The sequence below is a fragment of the Rhodopseudomonas sp. G2_2311 genome, assembly GCF_047501505.1.
Classification (GTDB): Bacteria; Pseudomonadota; Alphaproteobacteria; order Rhizobiales; family Xanthobacteraceae; genus Rhodopseudomonas; species Rhodopseudomonas palustris_H.
This window is the reverse complement of record NZ_JAZDRK010000005.1, coordinates 16,079-41,233: the sequence shown is the minus strand read 5'-3', so window position 1 is coordinate 41,233 and position 25,155 is coordinate 16,079. Positions and strand designations below refer to the sequence as shown.

The 25,155-nt window shown below is 64.2% G+C and carries 19 protein-coding genes; 2 read left to right on the top strand and 17 right to left on the bottom strand.

Annotation, left to right across the window (positions count from 1 at the left end):
* Positions 1–52 precede the first annotated feature (52 nt).
* Entirely contained in the window at positions 53–1,558 is a 1,506-nt protein-coding gene (locus tag VRZ08_RS10220) for a phytoene desaturase family protein (protein WP_414532475.1), read from the top strand.
* A gap of 2 nt (positions 1,559–1,560) precedes the next feature.
* On the opposite strand, the gene VRZ08_RS10215 is transcribed toward VRZ08_RS10220, so the two are convergent.
* Positions 1,561–1,977 carry an META domain-containing protein gene (locus VRZ08_RS10215; RefSeq protein ID WP_414532474.1) on the bottom strand — a complete coding sequence of 139 codons (417 nt, stop codon included), beginning with the start codon at positions 1,975–1,977 and terminating at the stop codon, positions 1,561–1,563.
* Between the two features lie 142 nt (positions 1,978–2,119).
* Complete coding sequence (locus tag VRZ08_RS10210; protein WP_414532473.1) at positions 2,120–3,784, bottom strand: L-lactate permease; 1,665 nt, start codon at positions 3,782–3,784, stop codon at positions 2,120–2,122.
* Between the two features lie 272 nt (positions 3,785–4,056).
* On the opposite strand from VRZ08_RS10210, the gene VRZ08_RS10205 reads away from it, so the two are divergent.
* Positions 4,057–5,817, top strand: coding sequence for an ABC transporter ATP-binding protein/permease (locus tag VRZ08_RS10205; protein WP_414532472.1), 1,761 nt, complete (start codon positions 4,057–4,059; stop codon positions 5,815–5,817).
* A gap of 488 nt (positions 5,818–6,305) precedes the next feature.
* Here the strand turns inward: VRZ08_RS10205 and VRZ08_RS10200 are convergent, their stop codons facing one another.
* From VRZ08_RS10200 to tolB, 15 genes are all read right to left on the bottom strand, one after another.
* A complete protein-coding gene (locus VRZ08_RS10200; RefSeq protein WP_414532471.1) occupies positions 6,306–7,301 on the bottom strand; it encodes a TorF family putative porin in 996 nt (331 codons plus the stop codon).
* Positions 7,302–7,719: 418 nt separating this feature from the next.
* Positions 7,720–8,652, bottom strand: coding sequence for a hypothetical protein (locus tag VRZ08_RS10195; RefSeq protein ID WP_414532470.1), 933 nt, complete (start codon positions 8,650–8,652; stop codon positions 7,720–7,722).
* Positions 8,653–8,726: 74 nt separating this feature from the next.
* On the bottom strand, positions 8,727–10,040 hold the full coding sequence (gene glcF / locus VRZ08_RS10190) for a glycolate oxidase subunit GlcF (RefSeq protein ID WP_414532469.1): 1,314 nt from the start codon (positions 10,038–10,040) through the stop codon (positions 8,727–8,729).
* Positions 10,037–11,278 carry an FAD-binding protein gene (locus tag VRZ08_RS10185; RefSeq protein ID WP_414532468.1) on the bottom strand — a complete coding sequence of 414 codons (1,242 nt, stop codon included), beginning with the start codon at positions 11,276–11,278 and terminating at the stop codon, positions 10,037–10,039. Before VRZ08_RS10185 ends, glcF begins: the two co-directional genes overlap by 4 nt.
* Before the next feature lie 171 nt (positions 11,279–11,449).
* Positions 11,450–12,943 (bottom strand): FAD-linked oxidase C-terminal domain-containing protein, encoded by a 1,494-nt coding sequence (locus tag VRZ08_RS10180; RefSeq protein ID WP_107343283.1) that lies wholly within the window; start codon positions 12,941–12,943, stop codon positions 11,450–11,452.
* A 123-nt stretch (positions 12,944–13,066) separates the two neighbouring features.
* Complete coding sequence (locus tag VRZ08_RS10175) at positions 13,067–13,741, bottom strand: TetR/AcrR family transcriptional regulator (RefSeq protein WP_107343282.1); 675 nt, start codon at positions 13,739–13,741, stop codon at positions 13,067–13,069.
* A gap of 186 nt (positions 13,742–13,927) precedes the next feature.
* Positions 13,928–14,245: an AzlD family protein gene (locus tag VRZ08_RS10170; protein WP_414532467.1), complete on the bottom strand. Its 318-nt coding sequence runs from the start codon at positions 14,243–14,245 to the stop codon at positions 13,928–13,930.
* The gene (locus VRZ08_RS10165) at positions 14,242–14,991 is read right to left on the bottom strand and encodes an AzlC family ABC transporter permease (RefSeq protein ID WP_414532466.1); all 750 of its coding nucleotides are present in this window, start codon (positions 14,989–14,991) and stop codon (positions 14,242–14,244) included. Before VRZ08_RS10165 ends, VRZ08_RS10170 begins: the two co-directional genes overlap by 4 nt.
* 129 nt (positions 14,992–15,120) lie before the next feature.
* On the bottom strand, positions 15,121–17,037 hold the full coding sequence (gene ftsH, locus VRZ08_RS10160) for an ATP-dependent zinc metalloprotease FtsH (RefSeq protein WP_011156690.1): 1,917 nt from the start codon (positions 17,035–17,037) through the stop codon (positions 15,121–15,123).
* Between the two features lie 230 nt (positions 17,038–17,267).
* Positions 17,268–18,308 (bottom strand): tRNA lysidine(34) synthetase TilS, encoded by a 1,041-nt coding sequence (gene tilS / locus VRZ08_RS10155; protein WP_414532465.1) that lies wholly within the window; start codon positions 18,306–18,308, stop codon positions 17,268–17,270.
* Positions 18,309–18,361: 53 nt separating this feature from the next.
* Positions 18,362–19,399, bottom strand: coding sequence for a tol-pal system protein YbgF (gene ybgF, locus VRZ08_RS10150; protein WP_414532464.1), 1,038 nt, complete (start codon positions 19,397–19,399; stop codon positions 18,362–18,364).
* A 154-nt stretch (positions 19,400–19,553) separates the two neighbouring features.
* Complete coding sequence (gene pal / locus VRZ08_RS10145; protein ID WP_011156687.1) at positions 19,554–20,051, bottom strand: peptidoglycan-associated lipoprotein Pal; 498 nt, start codon at positions 20,049–20,051, stop codon at positions 19,554–19,556.
* Between the two features lie 323 nt (positions 20,052–20,374).
* Positions 20,375–21,121: an N-acyl amino acid synthase FeeM domain-containing protein gene (locus VRZ08_RS10140; RefSeq protein ID WP_414532463.1), complete on the bottom strand. Its 747-nt coding sequence runs from the start codon at positions 21,119–21,121 to the stop codon at positions 20,375–20,377.
* A 187-nt stretch (positions 21,122–21,308) separates the two neighbouring features.
* A complete protein-coding gene (locus VRZ08_RS10135) occupies positions 21,309–23,639 on the bottom strand; it encodes a putative bifunctional diguanylate cyclase/phosphodiesterase (RefSeq protein ID WP_346296644.1) in 2,331 nt (776 codons plus the stop codon).
* 162 nt (positions 23,640–23,801) lie between these two features.
* Entirely contained in the window at positions 23,802–25,136 is a 1,335-nt protein-coding gene (tolB, locus tag VRZ08_RS10130) for a Tol-Pal system beta propeller repeat protein TolB (RefSeq protein WP_107346464.1), read from the bottom strand.
* Positions 25,137–25,155: the final 19 nt, after the last annotated feature.

The following is a 25,155-nucleotide window of genomic DNA, read 5'->3' as shown; positions in this document are numbered from 1 at the left end:
GCTGCAATGCGGCAATGAAGCGCTTCCCTTGGATGGCAGGATGATCGGCTGAATGACGCGCTTTGATGCAGTGGTAATCGGCGCCGGGCTCGGCGGCCTGACTGCGGGCGCGATCCTGGCCCGCGAAGGCCGCAAGGTGCTGGTGATCGAGCGCGGTAATTCGGTCGGCGGCGCGGCCTCGAGCTACAAGGTCGGCGAACTGTTCGTCGAAGGCTCGCTGCATATCACCGGCAATCCGCAGCACGTCCGCGATCCGAAACACCGCGCCTTGGGCCGCGCCGGCGTGCTCGACGCGGTGCAGTGGATTCCCGCCGGGGCGCTGTATCAGATGCGCGGCGGTCCGGTTGGCGACCCCTTCACGCTGCCGGACGAATTCGCCGCCGCGCGCGACGCGCTCAACAAGCGCTTTCCGCACGCGAGCGCCGGGATCGCGCAATGGCTCGGCGAGCTCGAGCGCCTCGCCGGAACGCTTGGCGATGGCGGCCTCGACGCGGTGATGGCGCTGGCGCCGGAGTATCCCGATTGGCACGCCTCGCTTGGCGACAAGCTGCAGGCGCTGTTCGGCGACGACGAGGCGGTGAAGTGCGCGGTCGCCGGCAACCTGTCTTACGTTCACGATGATCCTGCGGCGCTGTGGTGGGTGCCGTTCGCGATGGTGCAGGGCAGCTTCCTGCTCAGCGGTGCGCGCTTCATCCAGGGTGGTTCACAGCGGCTGTCGAGCGCGCTGGCCCGCGCGGTGCGCAAGGCCGGCGGCGAGGTGCTGCTCCGCCGCGTCGTCTCCGGCGTGGTGATGGGCGATCACGGCGGGCCGCATCAGGTCACCCATATGGGCCGCGACGGCGGCGATCCACAGATCGTGGAAGCCTCGACGGTGATCGGCAACGCCGCGCCTTCGACGCTGGCAGGCCTGCTTCCGGCCGACCAGGCGAAGCTGCTGACCGACAGCTACGCCGATCGGACACCGTCGCTGTCGCTGTTCGCGCTGACGCTCGGCCTGTCCAAACCGCCGCGCGAATTCGGGGTCAGCAGCTACGCCACCCAGCTGCTGCCGGACTGGATGACGACGCTGGCGTCCTACGCCGAAGCCAAGACCCTGATGGCCGACGAGCCCGGGGAGCGGATGCCGCCGCTGGCAATCGCCGATTACACCGCGATCGACTCCGGCGTGCCGTCACCGCCCTTTGTGCTGTCGGTGGTCGGACCGGATCGGGTGTCGAACTGGGATGGCCTCGATCAGGACACCTATCGAGCCAAGCGCGCCCGCTGGCAGCAGGCGCTGCTCGCCCATCTCGATCGCAGCTATCCAGGCCTCGCCGGTGCAGTAACGGCCGCGGCGTTCAACACCGCGTTCTCGGTGCAGCAATATCTCGGCGCGCCACAGGGCGCAGTCTATGGCTTTGCGCCGCTGCTGCCGAATTCGGATGCGCCTTACCGCACGCCGCGCACAGCCCTGCCCGGCCTGTATCTGTCGTCGGCCTATGCGGGCATCGGCGGCTACAGTGGCGTCGTGCAGGCGGCGGACGGATGCGCCGGGCTGATCCTGCGGGATTCGAAATAGCGTCAGTTCGTGTTGAGGTGGAACCGCAGCGGCTGGGGACCACCGGTGAAGCTGACGAAATCGCCTTGGCGGCTCCAGCTGGTCGCCGCGGCAAGCGCTGCGACGAGCGCATCATCCGCCTGAGCCCGGTCCGCCGGACAATTGCGATCCTCGATCGCACCCGGCATGAAGATCACCGTGCTGCCGGCGATGGAGAATTGCCCAACGCCGCCCTTGCACCACAGCTCCAGCCGCACGCTGCCCTGATCGCCGATTTCCAAATTGGGAATCCGCTTCGAGCCAGGCTTCGGCGGGGCGTCCAGCGTCAGCTCCAGACCGAACGGAAATTCCTGGTCGGATTGCGCAAGCGACGGTGTCGCGAAGCCGGCTGCCAGCACCATGGCGATGGTGGCGAAACGAAAGATCGACTGACGGTGCATGGTGCCTCGGCCGTTGTTCAGGACGGTCCGCTGTTTATCGCGAACCGCACCGGCTTGCCAGACCGCGGCGCCATCGAAGCCTGCAACGAAAAGCCCCGCGGCCGAGACCGCGGGGCTTTGACGCCATTCAATGCGCGCTGCGTTACTTCAAGACCATCGCGGTGAACGGATAGACATAGGCCTGCAGCATCACCAGCACGCCGACCAGACACGCCAGCGTAATCGAGTGCAGAAAGACGTAGCGCAGGATCGTTCCTTCGTGGCCGTACCAGTTGGTCGCTGTTGAGGCGACAACGATCGACTGAGCATCGATCATCTTGCCCATCACACCGCCGGATGAGTTGGCGGCCCCCATCAGGATCGGGGACAGGCCGAGCTGTTCGGAGGTGATCTTCTGCAGATTGCCGAACAGCACGTTGGAGGCGGTGTCCGATCCGGTCAGCGCCACGCCGAGCCAACCGAGCAGCGTGCCGAAGAACGGATACAACACGCCGGTCGCAGCAAACGCCAGGCCCAGCGTCGCGTCGACGCCGGACAGCCGCGTCAACGTCCCGATCGCCAGCATCGCCGAGATGGTGATCAGCGAGATCGCGCAGACCTTGATGGTGCGGCCGTACTCGGTCGCCATCTTGCCGGGCGACACGCCCATCAACAGCCCGGAGATAATCGCCGCGATCAGCATGCCGGTGCCAGTGAACGACAGATAGGTGAAGGAGAACACCGCGGCCTCAGGCGTCGGCTTGGCGGCGACTGGCGGCACCTTCTGGATCAGGTTGTGCAGCTCGGGCACCGGGTAGTTCCAGACGAAGATCGAGTTTGCCCAGGCCTTGAAGGCACCGTTGCCCCAAATCAGCATCACGATGCAAACGATGATCCACGGCAGCAACGCGCCCCACAATTGTGCCTGTGTCAGCGGAGCCCGGCTCAGCTCTTTCGGCGGAGCCATCGTCTCGGTGGAGGGATCGTGGCTGCGCAGCTTCGGCGACAGCCACAGCTCTTTCGGCCGCCACACTTTCAGGAACAGGATCAGGCAGCCCATCGAGATCAGCGAGGCGCCGATGTCGACGATCCAAGGATTGATGTAGTTCGAGATCACGAATTGCGGGACCGCGAACGACACACCGGTGACGAGGATCGCCGGCCAGATCTGCATCATGCCGCGGAAACCCGCGAACGCCCAAATCAACCAGAACGGTACCAGCAGCGAGAAGAACGGCAGTTGCCGGCCCACCATCGCGCCAAGGATGTAAGGATCGAGGCCAGTGACCGAAGCGAGGCCCTGGATCGGCGTGCCGAGCGCCCCGTAAGCGACCGGCGCGGTGTTGGCGATCAGTGACAGGCCCGAAGCGGCGAGCGGCGAGAACCCGAGGCCGATTAGCACCGCGCCGGTGATCGCCACCGGCGTGCCGAACCCGGATGCACCTTCGAAGAAGGCGCCGAATGCAAACGCGATCAGCAGCAGCTGCAGCCGGCGGTCGGTCGTCACGCCGCCAATCGCACGCTGCAGCAGCTCGAACCGGCCGGTGGCCACGGTGACCCGATAGAGAAAGATGACGTTGAGAACGATCCAGCCGATCGGGAAGAAGCCGGTGACGACACCGAGTAGCGAGGCACGGACCGACATGTTGGCCGGCATCGTGAAGACGAAGATCGCCACCGCGTTGGCGAGCACCAGAGCGATGATCGCAGCGAGGTGAGCTTTCACCTTGCCGCTCGCGATCAGCACCAGCAGCGTGACCACGGGAACGGCCGCCGCCAGGGTCGACAAAGCGGCGCTGCCAAGTGGATTATAGATTTGATTCCACACGCATTTCTCTCCCTTTAGGTTATGTTTTTTGGCCGCGTCGGTGCGAGCCGGTCCGACACGGAGATCAATCGGGAGGCAGACGCCTCCTCAAAGTAAGGCCGAGCGAGCGTGGCTGCTCACAAACGCGCGAAGCAGCTGACCGCCGAGCTTGCCGCCGGCACGATCATGCTAGGGTGCGACAACTGGGTGCGACAAGCCGCCGTAGGTTAATTTACCTACAACTTTCGTCTAATCACCAAACTCCCCGAGAGCCCGCACCGGAGACCTCATCCGTGAGCAACATCAAAGGAACGCTGGCGACCGCCTGGCGGATCGCCGCGCCGTATTTCAGTGCCGAAGACAAATGGATGGGCCGCGGACTGCTCGCAGCCGTCGTCGTCATCGAGCTCGCCGTGGTCGGGCTCTCGGTGCTGTTCAACCGCTGGAACAACGTGTTCTACAACGCGCTGCAGGAGCGGAACTACGACGTCTTCACCTATCAGATCATCTACTTCTGCGTGCTGGCGGCGATCTGGATCGCCCTCAAAGTTTATCAGCTCTACCTCAATCAGTGGCTGCAGATCCGGTGGCGCAAGTGGATGACCGAGCGCTATCTCGGCGGCTGGCTGCACGACGCCAACCACTACCAGATGCAGCTCACCGGCGACGCCGCCGACAACCCCGATCAGCGCATCGCCGAGGACACGCAGTTGTTCGTCGAGCGCACGCTGGCGCTGGGCATCGGCCTGCTCAACGCCGTGGTGACGCTGGCCTCGTTCGTGGTGATCCTGTGGGGGCTGTCGAACGAAGCGCCGCTACATCTGTTCGGCCAGGACGTCCCGATCCCCGGCTATCTCGTCTGGGGAGCGCTGATCTATGCCGCACTCGGCACCGCCCTCACCCATTGGATCGGCTCACCGCTGGTCGATCTCAACTTCCGCCAGCAGCGTTATGAAGCCGACTTCCGATTCAATCTGGTGCGGGCCCGCGAGAACGCCGAACAGATCGCGCTGCTCCGCGGCGAGCCGGCCGAGCGGGACAAGCTGGCGTCGCGCTTCAGCTACGTGGCCGAGAACTTCATGCGGATCATGAGCCGGACCAAGCGGCTGACCGCCTTCACAGCCAGCTACTCGCAGGCGTCGATCATCTTCCCCTACATCCTCGTCGCCCCGGCGTTTTTCGCCCAGAAGGTGCAGCTCGGCGGCATGATGCAGACCGCTTCCGCCTTCGGCAGCGTCCAGGACTCGCTGTCGTTCTTCATCACAGCCTACCGGACGCTGGCGGAATGGCAGTCGGTGCTGCAGCGGCTCGACGGTTTCGAGCGCGCGATCGAAGGCGCCGCCACCCGGCGCGACAATCCAGGCGTGATGCGCGTGCCGGCCCCAGCCGGCGGAATCGAACTGAAGGATCTCAACCTGACGCTGCCGGCCGGAGCGCCGCTGATCAGCGCCGACGGTTTCAAGATCGGCGACAACGAGCGGACGCTGATCGTCGGCCCATCGGGTGCCGGCAAGTCGACGCTATTCCGCGCGATCGCGGGGATCTGGCCGTTCGGCTCTGGCTCGATCGCAATCCCTGCGGATGCGACGCTGATGATGCTGCCACAGCGCCCGTATTTCCCGGTCGGCGAGCTGCGTGCCGCAATCGTCTATCCGGCCGAATCCGGTGCATTCAGCGATACTCAGGTCGCCGAGGTGCTGCGCGAGGTCGGGCTGCCGGCGCTGGCGGAGCGGCTCGATCAGCATGGCCATTGGAACAGGACGCTGTCGCTCGGCGAGCAGCAGCGGCTCGGCATCGCGCGGGCGCTGCTCCATGCACCGCAATACCTGTTCCTCGACGAAGCCACCGCGTCGCTGGACGAGCCGTCCGAAGCGGCGCTGTACAAGCTGCTCGACCGCAAGCTGCCGGGCACTACGATCGTCTCGATCGGCCACCGCTCGACACTTGAGGCCTTCCATCAGCGTGACGCGGTGCTGTCACGCACCGGTAGCGGCTTCACCCTGCAGGACCGGGCCAAAGCGGCGGTTCCCGAAGTGGGGCTGGCGGGCAGCTAATCCACCATCTGCTCGATCCAGCGCGGCAGAAAGCTAGAGCGCTTCATCGATTCATCGAAGCGGATTTAGCCCTTGCCAAGGGTCCAAAGTCCTCATCCTGAGGAGCCCGGCATCGCCGGGCGTCTCGAAGGATGAGGAGCCACATCGCCTGCGGCGCATGGTTCGAGACGGCGCTTCGCGCCTCCTCACCATGAGGTTGTGCCTGTTGTGAGCACTCCGAAGCACGGTCTCGATTCTATCAAAAACAGAACCGCTCTAGAGATCGAAACGACGTGCGGCGGCCGATCGGCCGCCGTTGCTGCTCGGTGAGAGATTAGCGCGGACTCCAGCCGGGTCACTGGCCACCACTAGGCTTTGCCAAGCTCAGGAGTGGGGAAAGCCAAAAAGCTCGCGAAGGCCGTCAAAAGCCGGCCCCCTCAAAATGAGCCACAAAGAAAAAGGGCGGCAGATTGCTCTGCCGCCCTCAGCCCCCCAGAAGGGATGTCGTCTTACTTGAGAGCGCCCAGCGTCACGTCAGCCGAGAGCTTGGCGATGAAGGTCGAACCGCACCACTTCGAACCAACACCCGACGGGTTGATGAGCGAGACGTCGCCGCTCGGAGTCGCGGTGAAGTCGCTGGTGAAGGCGTTGCAGCTCGCCTTGGACAGGTCGGTGTCCGAGTAACGCAGGTCGAGGGTGAACACCTTGTAGGTGAAGCCCACGCCGATGTTCCAGGTATTGTAATCAGCCAGCTTGATGCCAAGCGGATAGGTCGCGTTGCCATAGAACGAGTCGGTCGTACCGAACCACTGACGGCCGTACTCACCCGAGATGTACATACCGACGCCGCTCGAACCGAAGATGGTGCTCGGAGCGGTGAACTTGCCGGTCACCGACGCGTAGTTGCCCCACGCACCGGTGTTCAGGAAGCTCGGAGAATAGAACTCGTTGGCGCCGATCGCGAACATGTCGTTAACGGTCCAGGTCACCTTGGCGTAGCCTTCGTAGAAGGAGACATCCTTCTTCATAACGTTCTGGTTCAACAGAGCGTTGGCGGCGCAGTCGGCACCCTGGAAATTGCCGGCCGCGTCGACACCGTTGCCGCCGAAATAGCAGCTTCCACCCGGATACAGATAGCCCCAGACACCGAAGTCGAACGCGAAGGCGCCGAAGGTCGGGCGGATACCGCCGTAGATGTCGACTTCAGCCGCAGCGCGGTTGGCGAACGAGATGCTCTCGAACGAGGTACCGACGTAGAGCTGCAGGTCCTTGGTGACGTTGTAGCGCGGCTCGAAATAGGCAGTGACCGAGGGCTTGTGGTTCGACTGGGTGACGCCACGGAAGACGTAGTCGCTCATGACGGCCGCGCCGAACGCGATGTCCCACGGATCGAACGCCACAATCGGCGGAGCCTTGGTGTACACCTTGGCAGGCAGATCAGCCGCCGAGGCCGAGCCCACGCCGACTGCGAGCAAAGCCGCGACCGACAAGATTGTCTTCTTCATTTTGATCCCCATCGTTTCCAAGCCAGCCGGACCCGAAGTTCAAGGACGCGACATCGACCTGCACAAACCAATTGTGACATCACTGTGCGGTGCCTCACGAAAACCGTGAAGCAAAAAACACATGCAGATGCCGACTTTTTGTGCAATCCCGCACACTCAACCATTCGTTGTTGAGGAGTGTTGCAAGAAAATCACTGCTTTGCGAACGGCTCGTAGGCCAAATTCACGAGATAGGGCGGTTAGAGCAACACTTTTGGCTAAGTAACAAGTAACAGACCCGGAACCGAATCGCTGCGATACCCACAACCAAGGGGCGCCCGAGGCATGCTGGTTGTAGATCTCGCTGGTAGCCGCAACGACGAAGGCCGCGGTCCACGACCGCGGCCTCTGCAAAACAAGGATCGGATTACCGTCTCAATTACATAGGGTCTGCGGCCGGCTTAGCCGGCTCGGCGTGGTCAAACTCCTCGTCGGGAGCTTCCTCCTCTCCGGCCGCCTCGGTGGCGTGCGACTGGGGATCACCCGAGGTCTCGATCGAATCGGTCTCTGCAGAGGACTCGACCGGCTCGTTGTCTGCGGCCGATGTGCTCTCGTCGGCTGGAAACGGCTCAGCCGGCGCAACATCCTCGGTCTCCGGCGTCGCCTCGACCTGCTCGGACACTGCCTCGTGCTGGGTCTCGTCCGGCTCGACGGCAACGGGAACCGGCTTCTTCGCACGTGGCTTGCGCGGTTTCTTGGGAGCAGCAGGCGGCGGAGCAACAACCGGCTCGGCTGCCGCGCTGGGGGCAACCTCGGTGGGTTTGGGCGCTTTGCGGGACACAGGCTTTGGCTTGGGCGCTGCCGGCTTAGCGGCAGGAGCCTTCGCCGCGGTCTTGGCGGCGGGTGCCTTGGTCGCCTTCTTCTTGGCCGCAGGGGCCTTCGCAGCCGAAGCCTTTGGCGCGGCGGCCTTGGCCTTGGCCTTGGCCGGCTTACCCGAAGCCGACTTGGTAGCGCTCTTCTTCGCGGGCTTCGCTACAGACTTGGCCGGGGACTTAGCGGCGGACTTGGCAGCCGGCTTTGCTGCCTTCTTGCCGGGTTTGGCTGCGGCCTTCTTCACCGCCTTCTTGGCGGACTTGCCGGCGGCAGCCTTGGACTTGGAGGCGGACTTAGTCTGGGAGGCCGGCTTGGCCTTCGATTTGGCCTTCGGCTTCGACTTGTCCTTCTTGGCCGATGCCTTGTCGGCGGACTTGCTCTTCTTCTTGCTCTTGCCTGCCTTGGCGGCCAGCAGCAGTTTGGACTTCTTCTTGGCCTTGGACTTCTCAGCCTTCTTGTCGGCCTTGTCCTTCTTCTTCGACTTCTTGTCTTTCGCCATGGTCGTCCTCCAGTTGTGCGGATTGCGGCTCGGCCAGCAATCACGCGCCCCGCGACCGGCGTTCCAAGCTCCGATCAGTGCGGAGCAGGACGGGGCCCGCCTGTCGCCCAATCGAGAAGTTCAATCGTGTGCACAACAGGGACTTCCGTTCCGCTGGCGATCTGCACCATGCAGCCGATATTGCCCGCGGCGATCATATCCGGCTTGACGGAAGCGATGTTGGCGACCTTCCGATCGCGCAATCTGGTCGCGATGTCAGGCTGGAGAATGTTGTACGTGCCCGCCGAACCACAACACAAATGACTCTCCGGGATATCTTTCACCACGAATCCAGTCTTGGAAAGCAGTTCTTTGGGGATCTGCGTGATTTTCTGGCCGTGCTGCAACGAACATGCGGAGTGATAAGCGACGACGACATCGTCATGAGGGCCTGGCGATGACAGTTCGAGGCCGCTGACATATTCGCTGATGTCTTTGGCGAGCGCCGAAACCTTTGCGGCCGCGGCCGCATACTCCGGATCTTCTCGCAGCATGTAACCGTAATCCTTGATCACCGTACCGCAGCCGGAGGTGGTCACCAGGATTGCGTCGAGCCCGCCGCGCTCGATTTCGGCCAGCCAGGCCTTGATGTTGGTGCGCGCGTATTCGAGCGTGCGGGTGTCCCGGCCGAGATGATGGATCAGGGCGCCGCAGCAGGCCTCGTCAGCGGCGAGCACCACTTCGATGCCGTGGCGGGTGAGCAGATTGATCGCCGCCCGATTGATGCGGGGCGCCAGCACCTGCTGGGCGCAGCCGTGCAGCAATGCCACCCGGCCGCGCTTTGGACCCACCGCCGGAAACGTCGTCCCGGAGTCAGGGCCTGGCTCCGGCAGATGCTTTGGCGCCAGCGCCAGCATCGCCTTGATCCGGCTGAGCAGCGTCGGGTGCGTCAGGTCGTGCGAGCCCGGCAACAGCGCCGCAACCGGCCGCACGATCCGCGCCGCCCACATCCCGAGCCTGAACATGCCCGGATGCGGCATCATCCACGACAGCGCCTCGCGGACAACGCGATCCCAGAACGGCCGCTGGTACTGTTTCTCGATCCGGACGCGGGCCTGATCGACCAGATGCATGTAGTTCACGCCCGACGGACAGGTGGTCATGCAGGCGAGGCACGACAGGCAGCGATCGATATGCTTGACGACATCCGCGGTCGGCGGCTTGTCGCTCTCCAGCATCTCCTTGATCAGGTAGATGCGCCCGCGCGGACTATCGAGCTCGTCGCCGAGCAGCACATAGGTCGGACACGTCGCAGTGCAAAAACCGCAATGCACGCAAGCGCGCAGAATCTTGTCGGCCTCGGCGATGTCGGGATCGGCGAGCTGGGTCAGGCTGAAATCTGTCTTCATGTCGCGGATCCTCGCGACATCCGGCCGCGATTGAGAATGTTAGTGGGATCGAAGCTGCGCTTGACGCGGCTTCCGAGCGCCGCGAGGCCGGCCGGCTGCGGATGGAACACGTCGATCCCAGCCCGCACCGCGTCGCTGCCGCGGATCAAGGTGGCATGGCCGGCGATCTTCTCGACCCGCTGGCGCAACGCTTTGGCGTGGCCGTCGGTTGCCGGCGGCAAGGCCGCCCAGATCAGGCCTCCGCCCCAATCATAGATCACCTCACCGCCGCTCTCGCGGCTGAGCTGCTCGCCGAGAGCGCCTCCGGCCGCCGGCGGGCAGACGATCCGCCACACCGGCCACAGCGCCCGCGGACCTGCGGCGGCGAACGGCTCGACATCGCGCACCGCACGCCACAGCGCGGCGGAAGCATCGTCCTCGATCAGCTCGGCCTCGCCAAAACTCTTCAGCGCCGTGCGCAGCGACTGGGCGCGATGACTCGCCGACGAAGTGATGCCTTCGAGCCGCAGCAGAGTCAGCGACTGATCGGGCTGGGCGATCTCTGCCAGCGCGCCAGCGGTGGTGCGCAGCGCCGAGCCGGGCAGATGCGCGGCCCCGGTGACGTCGTAAGGCGAGCCCAGCGCCGCGGTCATGGCCTTGTTGGCGAGGACGTCGCCGAGCCCGCGCAGCACCAGCGTCCGCTCGCTCTCGGGCCGGGGCGTCAACTTCAGGGTGACCTCGGTCATCACCGCCAGCGTCCCCCAGGAGCCGGCAAGCAGCTTGCAAAGGTCGTAACCGGTGACGTTCTTCACCACCTTGCCGCCGGCCTTGAAGCTCTCGCCGAAGCCCGACACCGCGTTGGCGCCGAGCAGATGATCGCGGGCGCCACCCGCCTTGATCCGCCGCGGCCCGGCGAGTCCAGCCGAGATCATGCCGGCAACAGTACCTGCTCCCGGCGAGGTGCCGAGCAGCGCCGTGGTGTCCATCGGCTCGAAGGCGAATTGCTGGTTTTTGGAATCGATCAGCGACAGCACATCGGCCATCGGCGCGCCGGCCTGCACGGTGATGATCAGCTCGTTCGGCTCGTAAGCGGTGACGGCGTTGAGCGCCGACAACTCCAGCACCGCATTGGTCGCCATCAGTTGGCCGACGGTGCGTTTGCTGCCATGACCGACGATCTCGATCGGCTGCTCATTGGCGATCGCGGCGCGCACTGCGTCCTCGACCTCCTGGGCGTCGCGTACTTTCAGCGTGTCCACGGGCGAACGTCGTCCTTCAGAATGCGATGCGCTACCCCTCCCCCGTCATTGCGAGGAGCGAAGCGACGAAGCAATCCAGGAGCGCCGTGCACCGAGGCCCTGGATTGCTTCGCTTCGCTCGCAATGACGGTGAAAGGCTCTACTTCGTGCATCGGAGATTACATTACCCGGTCAGAACCGCGGAATATCCGGGAACGGCAATTGGCCCTTGTGGACATGCATGCGTCCGAGCTCGGCACAGCGATGCAGCGTCGGAAACACCTTGCCGGGGTTGAGCAGGCCTTCGGAGTCGAACGCGCATTTCAGCCGCTGCTGCTGGTTGAGGTCGATGTCCGAGAACATCTCCGGCATCAGGTCGCGCTTCTCGATCCCGACGCCGTGCTCGCCGGTCAGCACGCCGCCGACCTCGACACACAGCTTGAGGATGTCGGCGCCAAAGGCCTCGGCGGCATCCTGCTCGCCGGGCTTGTTGGCGTCATACAGGATCAGCGGATGCAGATTGCCGTCGCCGGCGTGGAACACGTTGGCGACGCGCAGGCCGTATTTCTCCGACATCTCGTTCATCCGCCGCAGCACCAGCGGCAGCTGTGCACGCGGGATCGTGCCATCCATACACAGATAGTCCGGCGAGATCCGGCCTACGGCGGGGAACGCCGCCTTGCGGCCGGACCAGAACAGCAGCCGCTGCTGTTCGCTGGTCGAGATCTGGCAGGTGGTCGAGCCGCAGCGCAGCGCGATCGCCTCGACGCGGCCGATCAGTTCGTCGACCTCGACCTGCGGACCGTCGAGCTCGATGATCAGCAGTGCTTCGACATCGAGCGGATAGCCGGCGTGAACGAAGGCCTCGGCGGCGTGGATCGCCGGCTTGTCCATCATCTCCATGCCGCCCGGAATGATGCCGGCGCTGATCACGTCGGCGACGCACTGGCCCGCGGCCTCGACGCTCTGGAAGCCGATCATCAGGGCTCGCGCCGTTTCGGGCTTGCGCAAGATCCGCACGGTGACTTCGGTGATGACGCCGAGTAGTCCCTCGGAGCCCGTGATCACGCCCATCAGATCGTAGCCGGCGCATTCGGCCGCCTTGCCACCGATCTTGAGGATCTCGCCGGTCATCAGCACGATTTCGCAGCCGAGGACGTTGTTGGTGGTCATGCCGTATTTCAGGCAGTGCACGCCGCCGGAGTTCTCGGCGATGTTGCCGCCTATCGAACAGGCGATCTGCGACGACGGATCGGGCGCGTAGTAGAAGCCGGCGTGATCGACCGCCTGGCTGATCGCCAGGTTAGTGACTCCGGGCTCGACCACCACAGCACGGTTGTCGAAATCGATCTCGCGGATGCGCTTGAACTTGCCGAGGCCGAGCAGCACGCCATCGGCGAGCGGCAAAGCGCCGCCGGACAGCGAGGTGCCGGAGCCGCGCGGCACCACCTTGATGCCATTCTGGTGGCAATAGCGCAGCACTTCCGACACCTGTTTGGTCGTGCTCGGCAGCACCACCACCATCGGCGGCTGCCGATACGCCATCAGGCCGTCGGACTCATAGGGTTTCATTTCGGCGGCGCTGGAGATCACGCCCTCGCCCGGCACGATCTTGCGCAGGGCCGCGATGATCTCGTCGCGGCGGGCCAGCACGGACTGATCCGGCTCCGGCATCAGAATGGTCATGCGAGATACTCCTGCGCAGGCTGCTGTGCGCGAGGCGATTGTAGCGCCGCGGGCGGAAACGGTCGGATCAGGATACGCTGATTGTCATATCCAGCACACTCGCTCAGAGCAAACTGGAACTGATCAGGCTCCGACCAGACTACGCGGCGGCACCACCGCCTGGACCACGAGGCCTCTAGCCCGGGCGTCCATCACACCGACTGCCCGGAGCGCCAGCAGCGTGACGGTTTGCACCGCATCACGGAGTTTCGCCGGGTCGTCGAGATTATCCGGCGCCAGCGGCCCAACCAGAGACTCGTGCACCGCGCCGAGCAGCGCGGTCGAGGCGAGCGCGGTGTCTTGGGCGGGCAGATGGCCGGCGCGGACCGCGGCTGCGATCCGCAGCTCGATCTCGCCGGCGATCTCACGGCGGCTGGCGAGCCGTGAGGCAGACACATCGACGTCGACCGGTTCCGCCAAGATGCCCCATGCGAGCTTGCGATGGGACAGCACATGCACCGCTACCGTGGTGACCGCCGCGGCCAGTGCAGATGATGGCCCGGGCGCTGCGTCGGCTGCACGGCGGATGGCCGCGAGCTCGTCCCGCGAAACGTCGGCGATGAGTTCCGAAATTAGATCGGCTTTGGACGGAAAGTAACGGTACACCGTGCCGGCGGCGACCTTAGCGCGCGCGGCCACAGGCGCGATCTGCACCGCGGCCATCCCGCCTTCGGCAGCGGTTTCACGCGCTGCAGCAAGGATAGCGCTGCGGCGCGCTGCTAAGCGCTTAACCACCTGATGGGTTCGCCGGTAAACCATGGCGCGTTCGTCCTGGAACGAGCGCGCCCGCGGTCTGCGACAAAATGGACCGGCGCGCTCATCAAGTTGCTGGAGAAGCGAGGGAAACGGACGGAACACCCTCACCAAATCAGTGAAAAAAGTGAACACTTATTCAGAACCGAAGGCAAGCCCTTACGGCAATGAAATGAATAGCATTCCTGCAAACTAGCCCGACAATCCCACCGCGCGCGCCAACGCCGCTACTAACATACCGGTTATCACGGCCAGAAAATCATTGCGCCGCAGCACACTCACGGCGATCGCGGCCCCCAGCGCGAGCATCACGATCGGCCCGCCATTGACCGCAACCGGCAGCGCCGCCGCGACGATAATGGAGCCGGGCAGCGCGTCGAGCATCCGCCTGACCCGCGGCGTGACCTCGACGTAGCGCATCATGAAATAGCCGCCGAGACGGGACGCGACAGTGACCAACGTCATGATCGCGAAGGCGATCATCACGTCGCTGCGGAGCATGTCGGTCATGACGAATGTCCCGCGTGGGATGTCGCCGCTGGCGGTTCATCCATCAGCCCGGCGGTAATCGCACCTGACAGCGCGCCAGCGATGATGAACCAATAGCCCGGGACCAACCAATGCACTGTCAGGGCCACGATCCCCGACACCAGCCAAGGGATTGCGCGGCGAGGCCCCTTCCAGGCTGGTACCAACAGCGCGGCGAAGAACGCCGGCATCGCGATATCGACGCCGAACTTCTTCGGATCGGCGAGCTGTTCGGCGAGCAGGAAGCCCGGAACGGCCGAGACCAACCACACCAGATAGAGCACCAACGCGCCACCGAGATAGAACCAGGCATTGGCGCCGCCATGCTCGCGATAGCGCATCGCGGCAAGCCAGCCACCATCGGTGACCAAGAGCAGCGGCGGATAAGCCTGCCACGCCGGCAGCGTGCCGAACCACGGCCGCATCGACGCCGTCATCAGGAAGAAGCGGATGTTGACCGTGGTGGTGAGCAACGCCAGCGCGGCAATCGATGAAGGTGTCAGGACATCTGGCCATGCCTGCACGGCCACAAATTGCGACAGCCCACCATACACGGTGGCCATCATCACTTCGACTTCGGCAAGCGTGAAGTTCTTCTGCGCACACAGCGCGCCAAACGCCATGCCGAACGCCAGCGTGCCGGGCAGCATCGGCCCGACTGCGACGATGCCGGGCCAGATTGCGTCGCGCGACCAATAAGCAGGCGCCTTAGGGAGATGAGTGGTCATTGCAGGATCCGTAACGACGCCAATGCGTGCGGTCTTCGGGCGATCAGGTCAAGCGCGGGGCAGCGGACGACACGCAACAAAAAACGCGGCGTTGCCGCCGCGTTTTTCGAAGTCAGCTTGCCGGTCGGCTTACGCCTGCGGCTGGGGCTCCAGGCCCGGATCGGGCCGCGGCCGCGGCTTGCCGGCCGGCGGCACTGCCGAAGTGCGGGGGCCCGACGGTTCGAGCACCGATTCGCGATTCGGCTTCTTGCCGTTGATCAGATCGGTGATCTCGTCACCGGTCAGGGTCTCGTATTCGAGCAGCCCCTTGGCGAGCGCTTCGAGGTCAGCGCGGCGCTCGGTGAGGATGCGCTTGGCCTCATTGTAGCCCTCTTCGACCAGCCGCTTGATCTCGGCATCGATCTTCTGGATCGTCGCCTCGGAAGCGTTCTGGGTGCGCGACACCGACATGCCGAGGAACACTTCGTCCTGGTTCTCGCCGTAAGCGACGGTGCCGAGCTCTTCCGACAGGCCCCAACGGGTCACCATCATCCGCGCCAGCTTGGTCGCCTGCTCGATGTCGGAGGCAGCGCCCGAAGTCACCTTCTCGCGTCCAAACACCATCTCCTCGGCAACACGGCCGCCCATCATGATGGCCAGACGCGAGGTCATCTGCTCGAGCGACATCGACAGCTTGTCGCGCTCGGGGAGCTGCATCACCATGCCGAGCGCACGGCCGCGCGGAATGATGGTCGCCTTGTGGATCGGGTCGGTGGCCGGGACGTTGAGGCCGACGATGGCGTGGCCGCCTTCGTGATACGCGGTGAGGAGCTTCTCCTCTTCCGTCATCACCAGCGACTTGCGCTCGGCGCCCATCATCACCTTGTCCTTGGCGTCTTCGAACTCGGACTGAGTGACCATGCGCTTGTTGCGCCGGGCCGCCATCAGCGCCGCTTCGTTGACGAGGTTCATCAGGTCGGCGCCGGAGAAGCCCGGAGTGCCGCGCGCGATGTTCTTCAGGTTGATATCGGGCGCCAGCGGCACCTTACGAACGTGGACCTTGAGGATCTGCTCGCGGCCGACGACGTCCGGGTTCGGCACCACGACCTGACGGTCGAAGCGGCCGGGACGCAGCAGCGCCGGATCGAGCACGTCGGGCCGGTTGGTGGCGGCGATCAGGATCACGCCCTCATTGGCCTCGAAGCCGTCCATCTCGACCAGCAGCTGGTTGAGGGTCTGCTCGCGTTCGTCATTGCCGCCGCCGAGACCGGCGCCGCGATGACGACCGACCGCGTCGATTTCATCGATGAAGATAATGCACGGCGCGTTCTTCTTGGCCTGCTCGAACATGTCGCGGACACGGCTAGCGCCGACGCCGACGAACATTTCAACGAAGTCCGAACCGGAGATGGTGAAGAACGGCACGTTGGCTTCGCCCGCGACCGCGCGCGCGATCAGGGTCTTACCAGTACCGGGAGGGCCGACCAGCAACACGCCGCGCGGAATGCGGCCGCCGAGACGCTGGAATTTGCCCGGGTCGCGCAGGAATTCGACGATCTCCTGCAAGTCCTGCTTGGCCTCGTCGACGCCGGCGACGTCTTCGAAGGTCACGCGGCCATGCGCTTCAGTCAGCATCTTGGCGCGCGACTTGCCGAAGCCCATCGCCTTGCCGGCACCGCCCTGCATCTGCCGCGACAGGAAGATCCACACGCCGATCAGCGCGATGAACGGCAGCCACGACACCAGCAGCGACACGAACCACGGCACGTTGTCACCCGGCGGCTTGGCGGTGATCGACACCTTGCCGTTGTAGAGGCGGGTCACGAGCGACGGATCGTTCGGCGCGTAGGTCTGGAAGGTCGAGCCGTTGGTGAAGGTGCCGCGGATTTCCTGGCCCTGGATCACCACGTCCCGGACGTGATTTTGGTCGATCTCGCTGAGGAGCTGCGAGAACGGAATTTCCTGCGACGCAGTGCGCTGGCCCGGATTCTGGAAGAGCGTGAACAGCGCCAACAGCAGCAGCACGATGATGACCCAGAGGGCGAAATTGCGCAGATTGGCGTTCATCGGTCTTCCTTATGGGTCGCGCGGATCGCGACCGGGTGGGCCCTGCGGCGCCGAAACGAATGGCTCTGCGGGAGCTTCCCGAGAGCCGGCCCGCCTAATCTAGGTGTGAGCCGAGCCCCTGCCAAGAGAACCACACAGGACTATTTGGCGCATTCTAACCGGTTTCTCGCTCAAATCGTGGCGATCAACGGCCTCTGCGGCGAGGTGGTTAAACGTACGTGGAGACGCCTTCAGCCGCCGCGCGCCCGCCGCGGCGGGGCTGGGGCAATCACCAGGCGGTCGCTGGTGAGCGTGATCACGGCGCCTGCGAGGGTCTGCTTGAGCCGGATTTTGCCGGCGGATGGCGCCCTCCCGGCCGCTGCCAGCTTCAGCGCCTCGGAGAGCGCCTCGACTTTCCCGAGCTCGGCCGGCCCCTCGTGACCATGGCGCGCCAACGCACGCAGCAACAAGCGAATCTGGATTTCTGCAGCCAGAGCCAGAAATGCCCGGGCATCTACACCGGGACGTCCCGCCCCCGCATCGAGGGTTTCCAAGAATTGCTCGGCGCCGTCGGTCATCAGTTCCAGGGCTGCATCGGCCCGCGCCGCCCGCGCCGCCAGCCGAACCAGCGAACGGGCATCGCAGCCTTCGGCCGCCAGTTGCGGCATCAGCTCGCGTAGCCGCGGCCGGGTGAAGCGCGGATCGACATTGCTCGGGTCGGTGGCGAACGCGATTCGGGCTTTGGTCAGCGTGGCGACCAGCCGGGCCTTCGGAACATCGAGCAGCGGCCGCGCCAGCACCACCCCGTCCCGCTCGATTTCCCTTGCCATCGCGGCAAGGCCGGCGATTCCACTGCCGCGCGACAGACGCATCAGCACGGTCTCGGCCTGGTCGTCGCGGGTATGCGCGGTCATCACATGCGAGGCGCCGAGCGTTTTGGCGGCCTGCGCCAGCAGCCGATAGCGCGCCCCGCGCGCCGCCGCCTGGATTCCGGTCCTGGGCTTGTCGCCATTCCAGCGCAGCGTCCGGTGCGGCAGGTCGAGCGAGGCGGCCAAGCGCTTCACTGCGCGCGCCTCGGCGGCCGCCTCGGGACGCAGGCCGTGATCGACGGTGACGACTGCCAAGGCCGGGCCCTGCTTCAACGCCTTCCGCCAGCGGGCGGCGAGCCACATCAGCGCCAGCGAATCGGGTCCGCCGGAGACCGCCAGCACGATCGCCGGCGCCGCCTTCCAGTCGGCGAACAGACGCCGCGCCTCGGTTGCGGATACTACCTCGTCGTCGGTTCCGGACATCGGCCGTCTGCCCGCCGGTTGTCAGGCCCCGCTATCGGCCGGGCCTGCTGGGTTCAGCACTTCAGCTTCTTCTGCTCGCGATCGACCGCCTTCTTCACGCTGGACGACGCCTGCGGATATTTGCGGCCGATCTCGCCGAGCGCGGCGCAGGCCGCTTCCTTTTCCTTCAGCGCCGACAGCGACTGGCCGAGCCGCAGCAGCGCGTCCGGCGCCTTGCCGGACTTCTCGTGTTTGCTGGTCACGGCTAGAAATGACTCGGCGGCCTCGCGATACATCTGGCGCTGGAAGAAGCTCTCGCCAAGCCAATACTGCGCATCGGCAGTCAACGGATTGTCCGGGTACTTCTGCGCAAAGTTGCGCATGGTTTCTTCGGCCAACGCGTAGTCGCGGCGCTGCATGTAGCCGATGCCGAGGTCGAACTCGTCGCGCGGCGTCTGCGACGGCGGCTGCGTCGTCAAGGCGCCGCCAGCTGCGGCGGCAGGCGCTTGCTGAGCCGCGGACGGCGCACCGCCTTGCGGATAACCGCCTTGGACGTAACCGCCATTGCCGTTCGACAGGTCCATCGGGGCGCCGGCGGCCCGACCGGCCGGCATGCCGCCGCCCTGCTCCATCGGCAGTTGGCCCCCGCCAAGCGCGCGCGGTACGCCGGGCGCGTTGGGATCGCGCGACGGATCGAACGCGTCGCCGCGGCGGCCGCCGCCCTGCGGCGCGGCCGGTTGCGGCTGGACCATCGGCGCCTGCGGCTGACCGTACCCCGGCTGCTGCTGGCCGTAAGCCGGTTGCTGCGCGGGCTGGCCATAAGGTTGCTGCGGAGCGGCCGGCGGGGTCGCCGCCTGATTGGGGGCGGGCTGCTGGCCACCGGGCGCACCGGCGCCGCTCTGCAACTGCCGGACCTGATCTTCAAGCCGCCGGTTGCGGTATTGCAGCTCTTCGTTCTGGCCGGTCAGTGTCCGCAGCCGATCCTCGAGCTGCTGGATACGAATTTCGGGATCGACCTCGCCGCCGTATTGCTGGGCCAGCGCGGGAGCGGCGAAAGCGAGCGTCGCCACCAGAGCGAGGCTGCGCGCGGAGACGGCAAAACCTGATGACATGACAGTCCGACGAGTTCGAGGGCGGCCAAACGAGTGGCGCTGGATTGATCGCCGTACTACGCCAAAAATGTGACTGAGGCGACGGCCAAAGCCCCGCCGAAAACAAAAACGGCGCCCTGCGGCGCCGTTTCACGACTTCGATGCGGCCGGACGATCAGGCGCCGGCGTTCAGCACCGTGACGGCGCGACGATTCTGCGACCAGCACGAGATGTCGTTGCAGACCGCGACCGGACGTTCCTTGCCGTAGGAGATGGTGCGCATCCGCTGCGCGTCGATACCACGCGACACCAGATAGTTGCGGACCGACTGCGCACGACGCGCGCCGAGCGCGATGTTGTATTCGCGGGTGCCGCGCTCGTCGGCGTGGCCTTCGATCGTGAAGGTGTAGCGGCTGTAGGTCTGCAGCCACTGCACCTGCTTGTCGAGGGTCGCAGCCGCCTGCGGCGACAGATCCGACTGATCGCTCTCGAAGAACACACGGTCGCCGACGTTGACGACGAAATCCTGCTGGCTGCCCGGGGTGGCCGCACCAGCCATCGCGCCATCGGCACCGCCGAGCCCATTCTTGTTCGCGCATGCCCCCATCGACAGGGCCACCGCGAGCACCGCGGCCACCTTCAATCCCTGGAGGATTCGCTTGTGATTGGTCATTCCGGAGCCTCCACGCTCGCGATATTCCGACTGTGTTTTCGGTCTACAGGGCGATGGTTAAGCGAACGTTCCGTCAACCTTGACGAGGTGTTGCCGAACTCGATCAATTGCCCCCGGTCGGCCAAAAGCAAACGCGATGGTTAATGAGGTGCAAATGTGGCGCCAGAGTGAAGCCGGGGCGTTCCATTCTCGGATACGCCGGCAGCGTGGAGACCCGTCAGCGCTGGCAAGAAGGCCAAGCCTGCAATCATTGACGATCGTCGGTCTGTGCCGACGATCGATCTAAAAACGAGTTCGATCTAATTGGCCGCAAGACGGCGTTGTCAGAGGTGCGTCCGACCGAGGGCGAGCGGCACCAGATTTGGAGCCTCGGCCAGAGTCAGATTGGGAACCCTCCTCGCGTGCTCGAACAAGCTGCGCCGCTCGGATTCAGTCGAGCGTAAGAACGGATAACGGGCGTACAGCTTGTCGCGCATCGCAGGGAAGTCGATCTCCATCAGGCTGATAGGCTTTTTCAACCCTGGATACGGCCGAGCTTCACAGATCAGGCGCATCATCACCCGACGATAAAATGCCTGATGCTCGGTCCTCACCGAAGCGAGGCCAATGTCCGCGTTGAAGTATTCACAGGAGACATTAGCCAGACGCAGAGTGAGATACGGTAGTTCTGGCAGTCGGTTGGCGCTTGTCGGATCAGCCACGAACCTTGTCGGGTCGACGATGACTTTGCCCTCAGCCAGCCAGGGTTGAAGGAAATCCGGGAAGACGTCTGTCGACGGGCAGTCCTGATAATCCGGGGATGCAACTGTGATCCGCAGTGAGCTGCTGAGCACCCCCTCATAGAACACGCCGAAGATCCATGAATTCGGCAGATCGTCGTACCGGTCAGTCACAATGCCGCTGCTATTGGCATCGATCGCCCCTTCTTTGAGGTAGGCGCGATATCGCAACCGGTAGATCGCCTCGCGTTCTGCGGGAGTTTCGGCGAGTCGATAATCGACCTTCTCAAGCAACGCGAGCCTTCGGGCCGCGATCCGGTTTTGCTGTTCTACTGGACGTACGACTCCCATCACTCTCACCCCACCCACATGTCCGGACAACGCACCGACCGTACGAAAACGTTAACGAATCCTTAACGGCCCAGCAAAGCATTAGAATTATTAGGGTTAATTCTTATAATTCCACTATGGTGAATTTCCAGCGACAACGAGGGAATTGGAGGAAAATTTGCCCTGAGGTCGGGCCCCGGAAAGGGGCTCAGGCGATCGAGCGAGTCGGCAAAGATAGGACTTTGCCGTCCTTCTGGCGTGCGCCCTGCGAGGCGTTCAGCAATTGCCGAATGCGCTGGGCGGGCACCGGACGGCTGAACAAATAGCCCTGCGCCTCGGTTACGGTGCCGTCGGCGCTGATCAATTCGAGCTGCTCGTTGGTTTCGATGCCTTCCACCACAACCGACATACCGAGATCGCTGCTGAGACGAGCAACGCCTCGTAGCAGAGTCAGCGGTCGGTCACTGTCGATCCCCTCGAGGAACGAGCGGTCGATCTTCACCTTCTGCAGGGGGAAGCTGTGGAGATAGCTGAGCGACGAATATCCCGTGCCGAAATCGTCGAGCGAGATCCGGACGCCTTCGGCGTGCAGCTGCTGCAACGCGTCGTGCGTCCACTGCGTGTTACGCAGCAGGGAGGACTCGGTGATTTCGATCTCCAGCCGGCTGGCAGGCAGACCGGAGACTTCAAGCGCGTAGCGCACCTCCGTCAGCACATCACGCTGATGGAACTGCTGCGGCGAGAAGTTGATCGCGACACTCACCGGCTCCGGCCACAGCATGCATTCCATGCAGGCTTTGCGCAGGATCCAGCGACCGAGATCGACGATCAGACCCATGTCCTCGGCGACCGGAATAATATCGACCGGTGATACCGTTCCGCGCACCGGGTGATTCCAGCGCAGCAGCGCTTCGCACGTGGTGATCTTGCCCGATTTGAGATTTACGAGCGGCTGGTAGTACAGCTCGAATTCTTCGTTGGCGAGCGCCTTGCGCAGGTCGAGCTCGAGAATGCGGCGAGCCTCGACGGTTTGCGCCATTTCCTCGCGGAAGAAGCAGTAATTGCCGCGGCCGTCGGCCTTGGCGCGATACAGCGCCATGTCGGCATTCTTGAGCAGGATGTCAGCCTTGGCACCCGGCGACGTCATCGCAATGCCGATCGAGGCACCGATCTCGACAACATGATGATCGATCAGATAGCGGTCGCTCAGGCGATCGACGATTCGGCGGGCCAGCGCCGCTGCATCTTCGTTTGAGGCGATGTTCTGTTGGAAGACGACGAATTCGTCGCCACCAAATCGCGCCACCAGATCGTCCGGCCGGAGCATGTCACGCAGCCGTTCAGCGACCGAGCACAGCAGCCGATCGCCGCAGGGATGGCCGAGCGTGTCGTTGATCTGCTTGAACTGGTCGAGGTCGATGAACAACAGCGCCGACAGCCGGGTCTTGCCCCGGCCGTGCTCGGCCTCGAGAATACGCTCGATTTCGTCGCGGAAGCTGACCCGGTTCGGCAACGCGGTGAGTTCGTCGTAACGCGCCAGATGAACGATCCGCGCTTCGGCGTTGCGACGCTCGGTGATATCTTCGATCAGCACCACCGCGCCGCCATGTGCCATCGGCTGGAACGTCCAGCACAGCGAGCGAGGAACGGTTTCGTCGCCGACGGTGACGATTTCTCCCGCCAGGGAGTTTTCAATTTCGGCCAGGATCAAACGCCCGTTGGCAGCCGAAATTGCACCGATTGCCACGCAGGCGGACACGATCTCGGTCGCGGTCGGCGATCCTTTGACCAGTTCGTCGCGAAGCCGCATCATCTCCGCGAAGCGATGGTTCATGACCGCGAGACGACCATCGGCGCGGAACATGCACAACCCATGCGGCATATTGTTCAGCGCGGTGTCGAACTGATTGGCGAGCGCAGCTTCGCGCTCGCGGCCGATCCAGGCGTCGAGGTAGATCCGTTGCAGGCTGGATGTCAGATGACGGATCGAGATGAAGAAGACCGCACTGAGCAAGGCGAGCGTGAGATAGTAGACACCTCCCACCCTCACCATCGCGAAGATCAATGGGCCGCAGCTGAGCAGCACCTGGAGGTGAAAAATCTGGGGCCGACCGAAAGTCCGCCCGACCCCAGCCGAGGTGTATGCCACCACAGTCGCAACGCAAAGCATATGCGCCGCCGAGTCGTCGGTGCCGAGCAACACCACGAGCGACCAGGCGCCAAGCGAGATGCCATGTGCAATGGCTCCCAGCCGATAGCGTCGCTCCCATATACCGGCTTCCTCCACCGTGAGAGGAGCATTGCGCTGCCGATAGCGATGCATCTGCAGCGCGCGCGCAAAGCCGATCAGGACGAATAAGGGGACACACAGCCAATTCAGGATGCTTCCGGTAACCATCCCGATCACGGCGCCAGCAATCGCGGGCCCAAATGCCCCAACGATCATCGGCGCCGGATTCATGAACAACGAGTCGACCAAGCCCGCGCGAATCGCAGGCGACGTTTGCTCAGAATCCCGTTTGTGACTGGCGAGCAGCATCAAGCGCGAGCGTGTCCTTTCGGACTCCGTTGTATCCCTGGCAGATGAAGTCTTTCTGAGCGAACATGCTTAGCGGATCATTGCAACGTTCGCCGAGACTTAGAGCCTTCACACGCGACCCGAGAGGTTCCAGGAAGGGAACCCCTACGGCTGCTTACCCGCTTAGGACAGCAGCGGCGACCACGCTGGATCCGAGGCGTAACCCGGGGTCGGAACCCGCAGTTCGTTACGTCCCGAAACGTCGACGGTGAACAGCGACGGGCCAGCGTTTCCGCCCGGATCGCGGAAGAACATCAGCACCCGGCCATTGGGCGCGAAGGTCGGGCCCTCGTTGTGGAACCCGGACGTCAGGATGCGCTCGCCGGAGCCGTCCGGCTTCATGATGCCGATCGCGAACTGGCCGCCGCCCTGCTTGGTGAAGGCGATGTAGTCGCCGCGCGGCGACCACACCGGGGTGGAGTAGCTGCCGTCGCCAAACGAGATCCGCTGCGCCTGGCCGCCGTTCGCCGGCATGATGTAGATCTGCGGCTTGCCGCCGCGATCGCTCTCGAAGCAGATCCGGCTGCCGTCGGGGGCGTAAGACGGCGAGGTGTCGATCGCAGGCGTATCGGTCAGCCGCGTCGTCGCCTTGGAGCGCAGGTCCATCACGAACAAGTTGGAGTTGCCGCCCTGCTGCAGGCTCATGATAATGCGCTGACCGTCCGGCGAGAACCGCGGCGCGAACGACATGCCGGGGAAGTTGCCGACAATCTCGCGCTGGCCGGTCTCGACATTGAACAGGTACACCCGCGGCTCACCCTGGCCGAATTCCATATAGGTGATTTCCTGGGTGGTCGGCGAAAACCGCGGCGTCAGTACGAGGTCGCTGCCGCGGGTGAGATAGCGCACGTTGGCGCCGTCCTGATCCATCAGCGCCAACCGCTTGACGCGCCGGTCGGCCGGGCCGCTTTCGTCGATGAACACCACGCGGCTGTCGAAGTACCCCTTCTCGCCGGTCAGACGCTCATAGATCTGGTCCGAGATGATGTGGGCGATACGGCGCCAATACTCCGGCGAGGTGAAATACTGCTGACCAGCCAGCTGCTGGCCGGTGGCGACGTCCCACAGCCGGAATTCGGCCTTGAGCCGGCCATCGCCCTGCCGGGTCATCCGCCCGGTCACCAGCGCCTGAGCGTTGATGCTCGCCCAGCTCTTGAACTGCGGCGGCACGTCGATGTTGGTGATCTTTTCGAGATACGCGGCCTGGTCGATCGGCGCGAACAATCCCGAGCGCTTCAGGTTGTTGGTGATCACCTGCGAGACACCGACGCCGACTTCATTGTCCGACGGCGTGCCGGCGACGAAATTTGGAATCGCGATCGGCAGCGGCGCGACGTTGCCTTCGGTGATCTGCACCCGGGCCTGACCGAACGCATCGCGGGCGGGGCCGAGGGCGAGTGCGCCTGCGGCCGTCGCGGCGGAGATCATCAATTGGCGGCGATTGAGGTCAAACGACATAGCGGCAATCCATCGGTCG

Coding starts and splice junctions, on each gene's coding strand:
- VRZ08_RS10220 (WP_414532475.1), top strand. CDS start 53: ATGACGCGCTTTGATGCAGTGGTAATCGGCGCCGGGCTCGGCGGCCTG.
- VRZ08_RS10215 (WP_414532474.1), bottom strand. CDS start 1,977: ATGCACCGTCAGTCGATCTTTCGTTTCGCCACCATCGCCATGGTGCTG.
- VRZ08_RS10200 (WP_414532471.1), bottom strand. CDS start 7,301: ATGAAGAAGACAATCTTGTCGGTCGCGGCTTTGCTCGCAGTCGGCGTG.
- VRZ08_RS10195 (WP_414532470.1), bottom strand. CDS start 8,652: ATGGCGAAAGACAAGAAGTCGAAGAAGAAGGACAAGGCCGACAAGAAG.
- glcF (WP_414532469.1), bottom strand. CDS start 10,040: ATGAAGACAGATTTCAGCCTGACCCAGCTCGCCGATCCCGACATCGCC.
- VRZ08_RS10180 (WP_107343283.1), bottom strand. CDS start 12,943: ATGACCATTCTGATGCCGGAGCCGGATCAGTCCGTGCTGGCCCGCCGC.
- VRZ08_RS10175 (WP_107343282.1), bottom strand. CDS start 13,741: ATGGTTTACCGGCGAACCCATCAGGTGGTTAAGCGCTTAGCAGCGCGC.
- VRZ08_RS10170 (WP_414532467.1), bottom strand. CDS start 14,245: ATGACCGACATGCTCCGCAGCGACGTGATGATCGCCTTCGCGATCATG.
- VRZ08_RS10165 (WP_414532466.1), bottom strand. CDS start 14,991: ATGACCACTCATCTCCCTAAGGCGCCTGCTTATTGGTCGCGCGACGCA.
- ftsH (WP_011156690.1), bottom strand. CDS start 17,037: ATGAACGCCAATCTGCGCAATTTCGCCCTCTGGGTCATCATCGTGCTG.
- tilS (WP_414532465.1), bottom strand. CDS start 18,308: ATGTCCGGAACCGACGACGAGGTAGTATCCGCAACCGAGGCGCGGCGT.
- ybgF (WP_414532464.1), bottom strand. CDS start 19,399: ATGTCATCAGGTTTTGCCGTCTCCGCGCGCAGCCTCGCTCTGGTGGCG.
- pal (WP_011156687.1), bottom strand. CDS start 20,051: ATGACCAATCACAAGCGAATCCTCCAGGGATTGAAGGTGGCCGCGGTG.
- VRZ08_RS10140 (WP_414532463.1), bottom strand. CDS start 21,121: ATGGGAGTCGTACGTCCAGTAGAACAGCAAAACCGGATCGCGGCCCGA.
- VRZ08_RS10135 (WP_346296644.1), bottom strand. CDS start 23,639: ATGCTGCTCGCCAGTCACAAACGGGATTCTGAGCAAACGTCGCCTGCG.
- tolB (WP_107346464.1), bottom strand. CDS start 25,136: ATGTCGTTTGACCTCAATCGCCGCCAATTGATGATCTCCGCCGCGACG.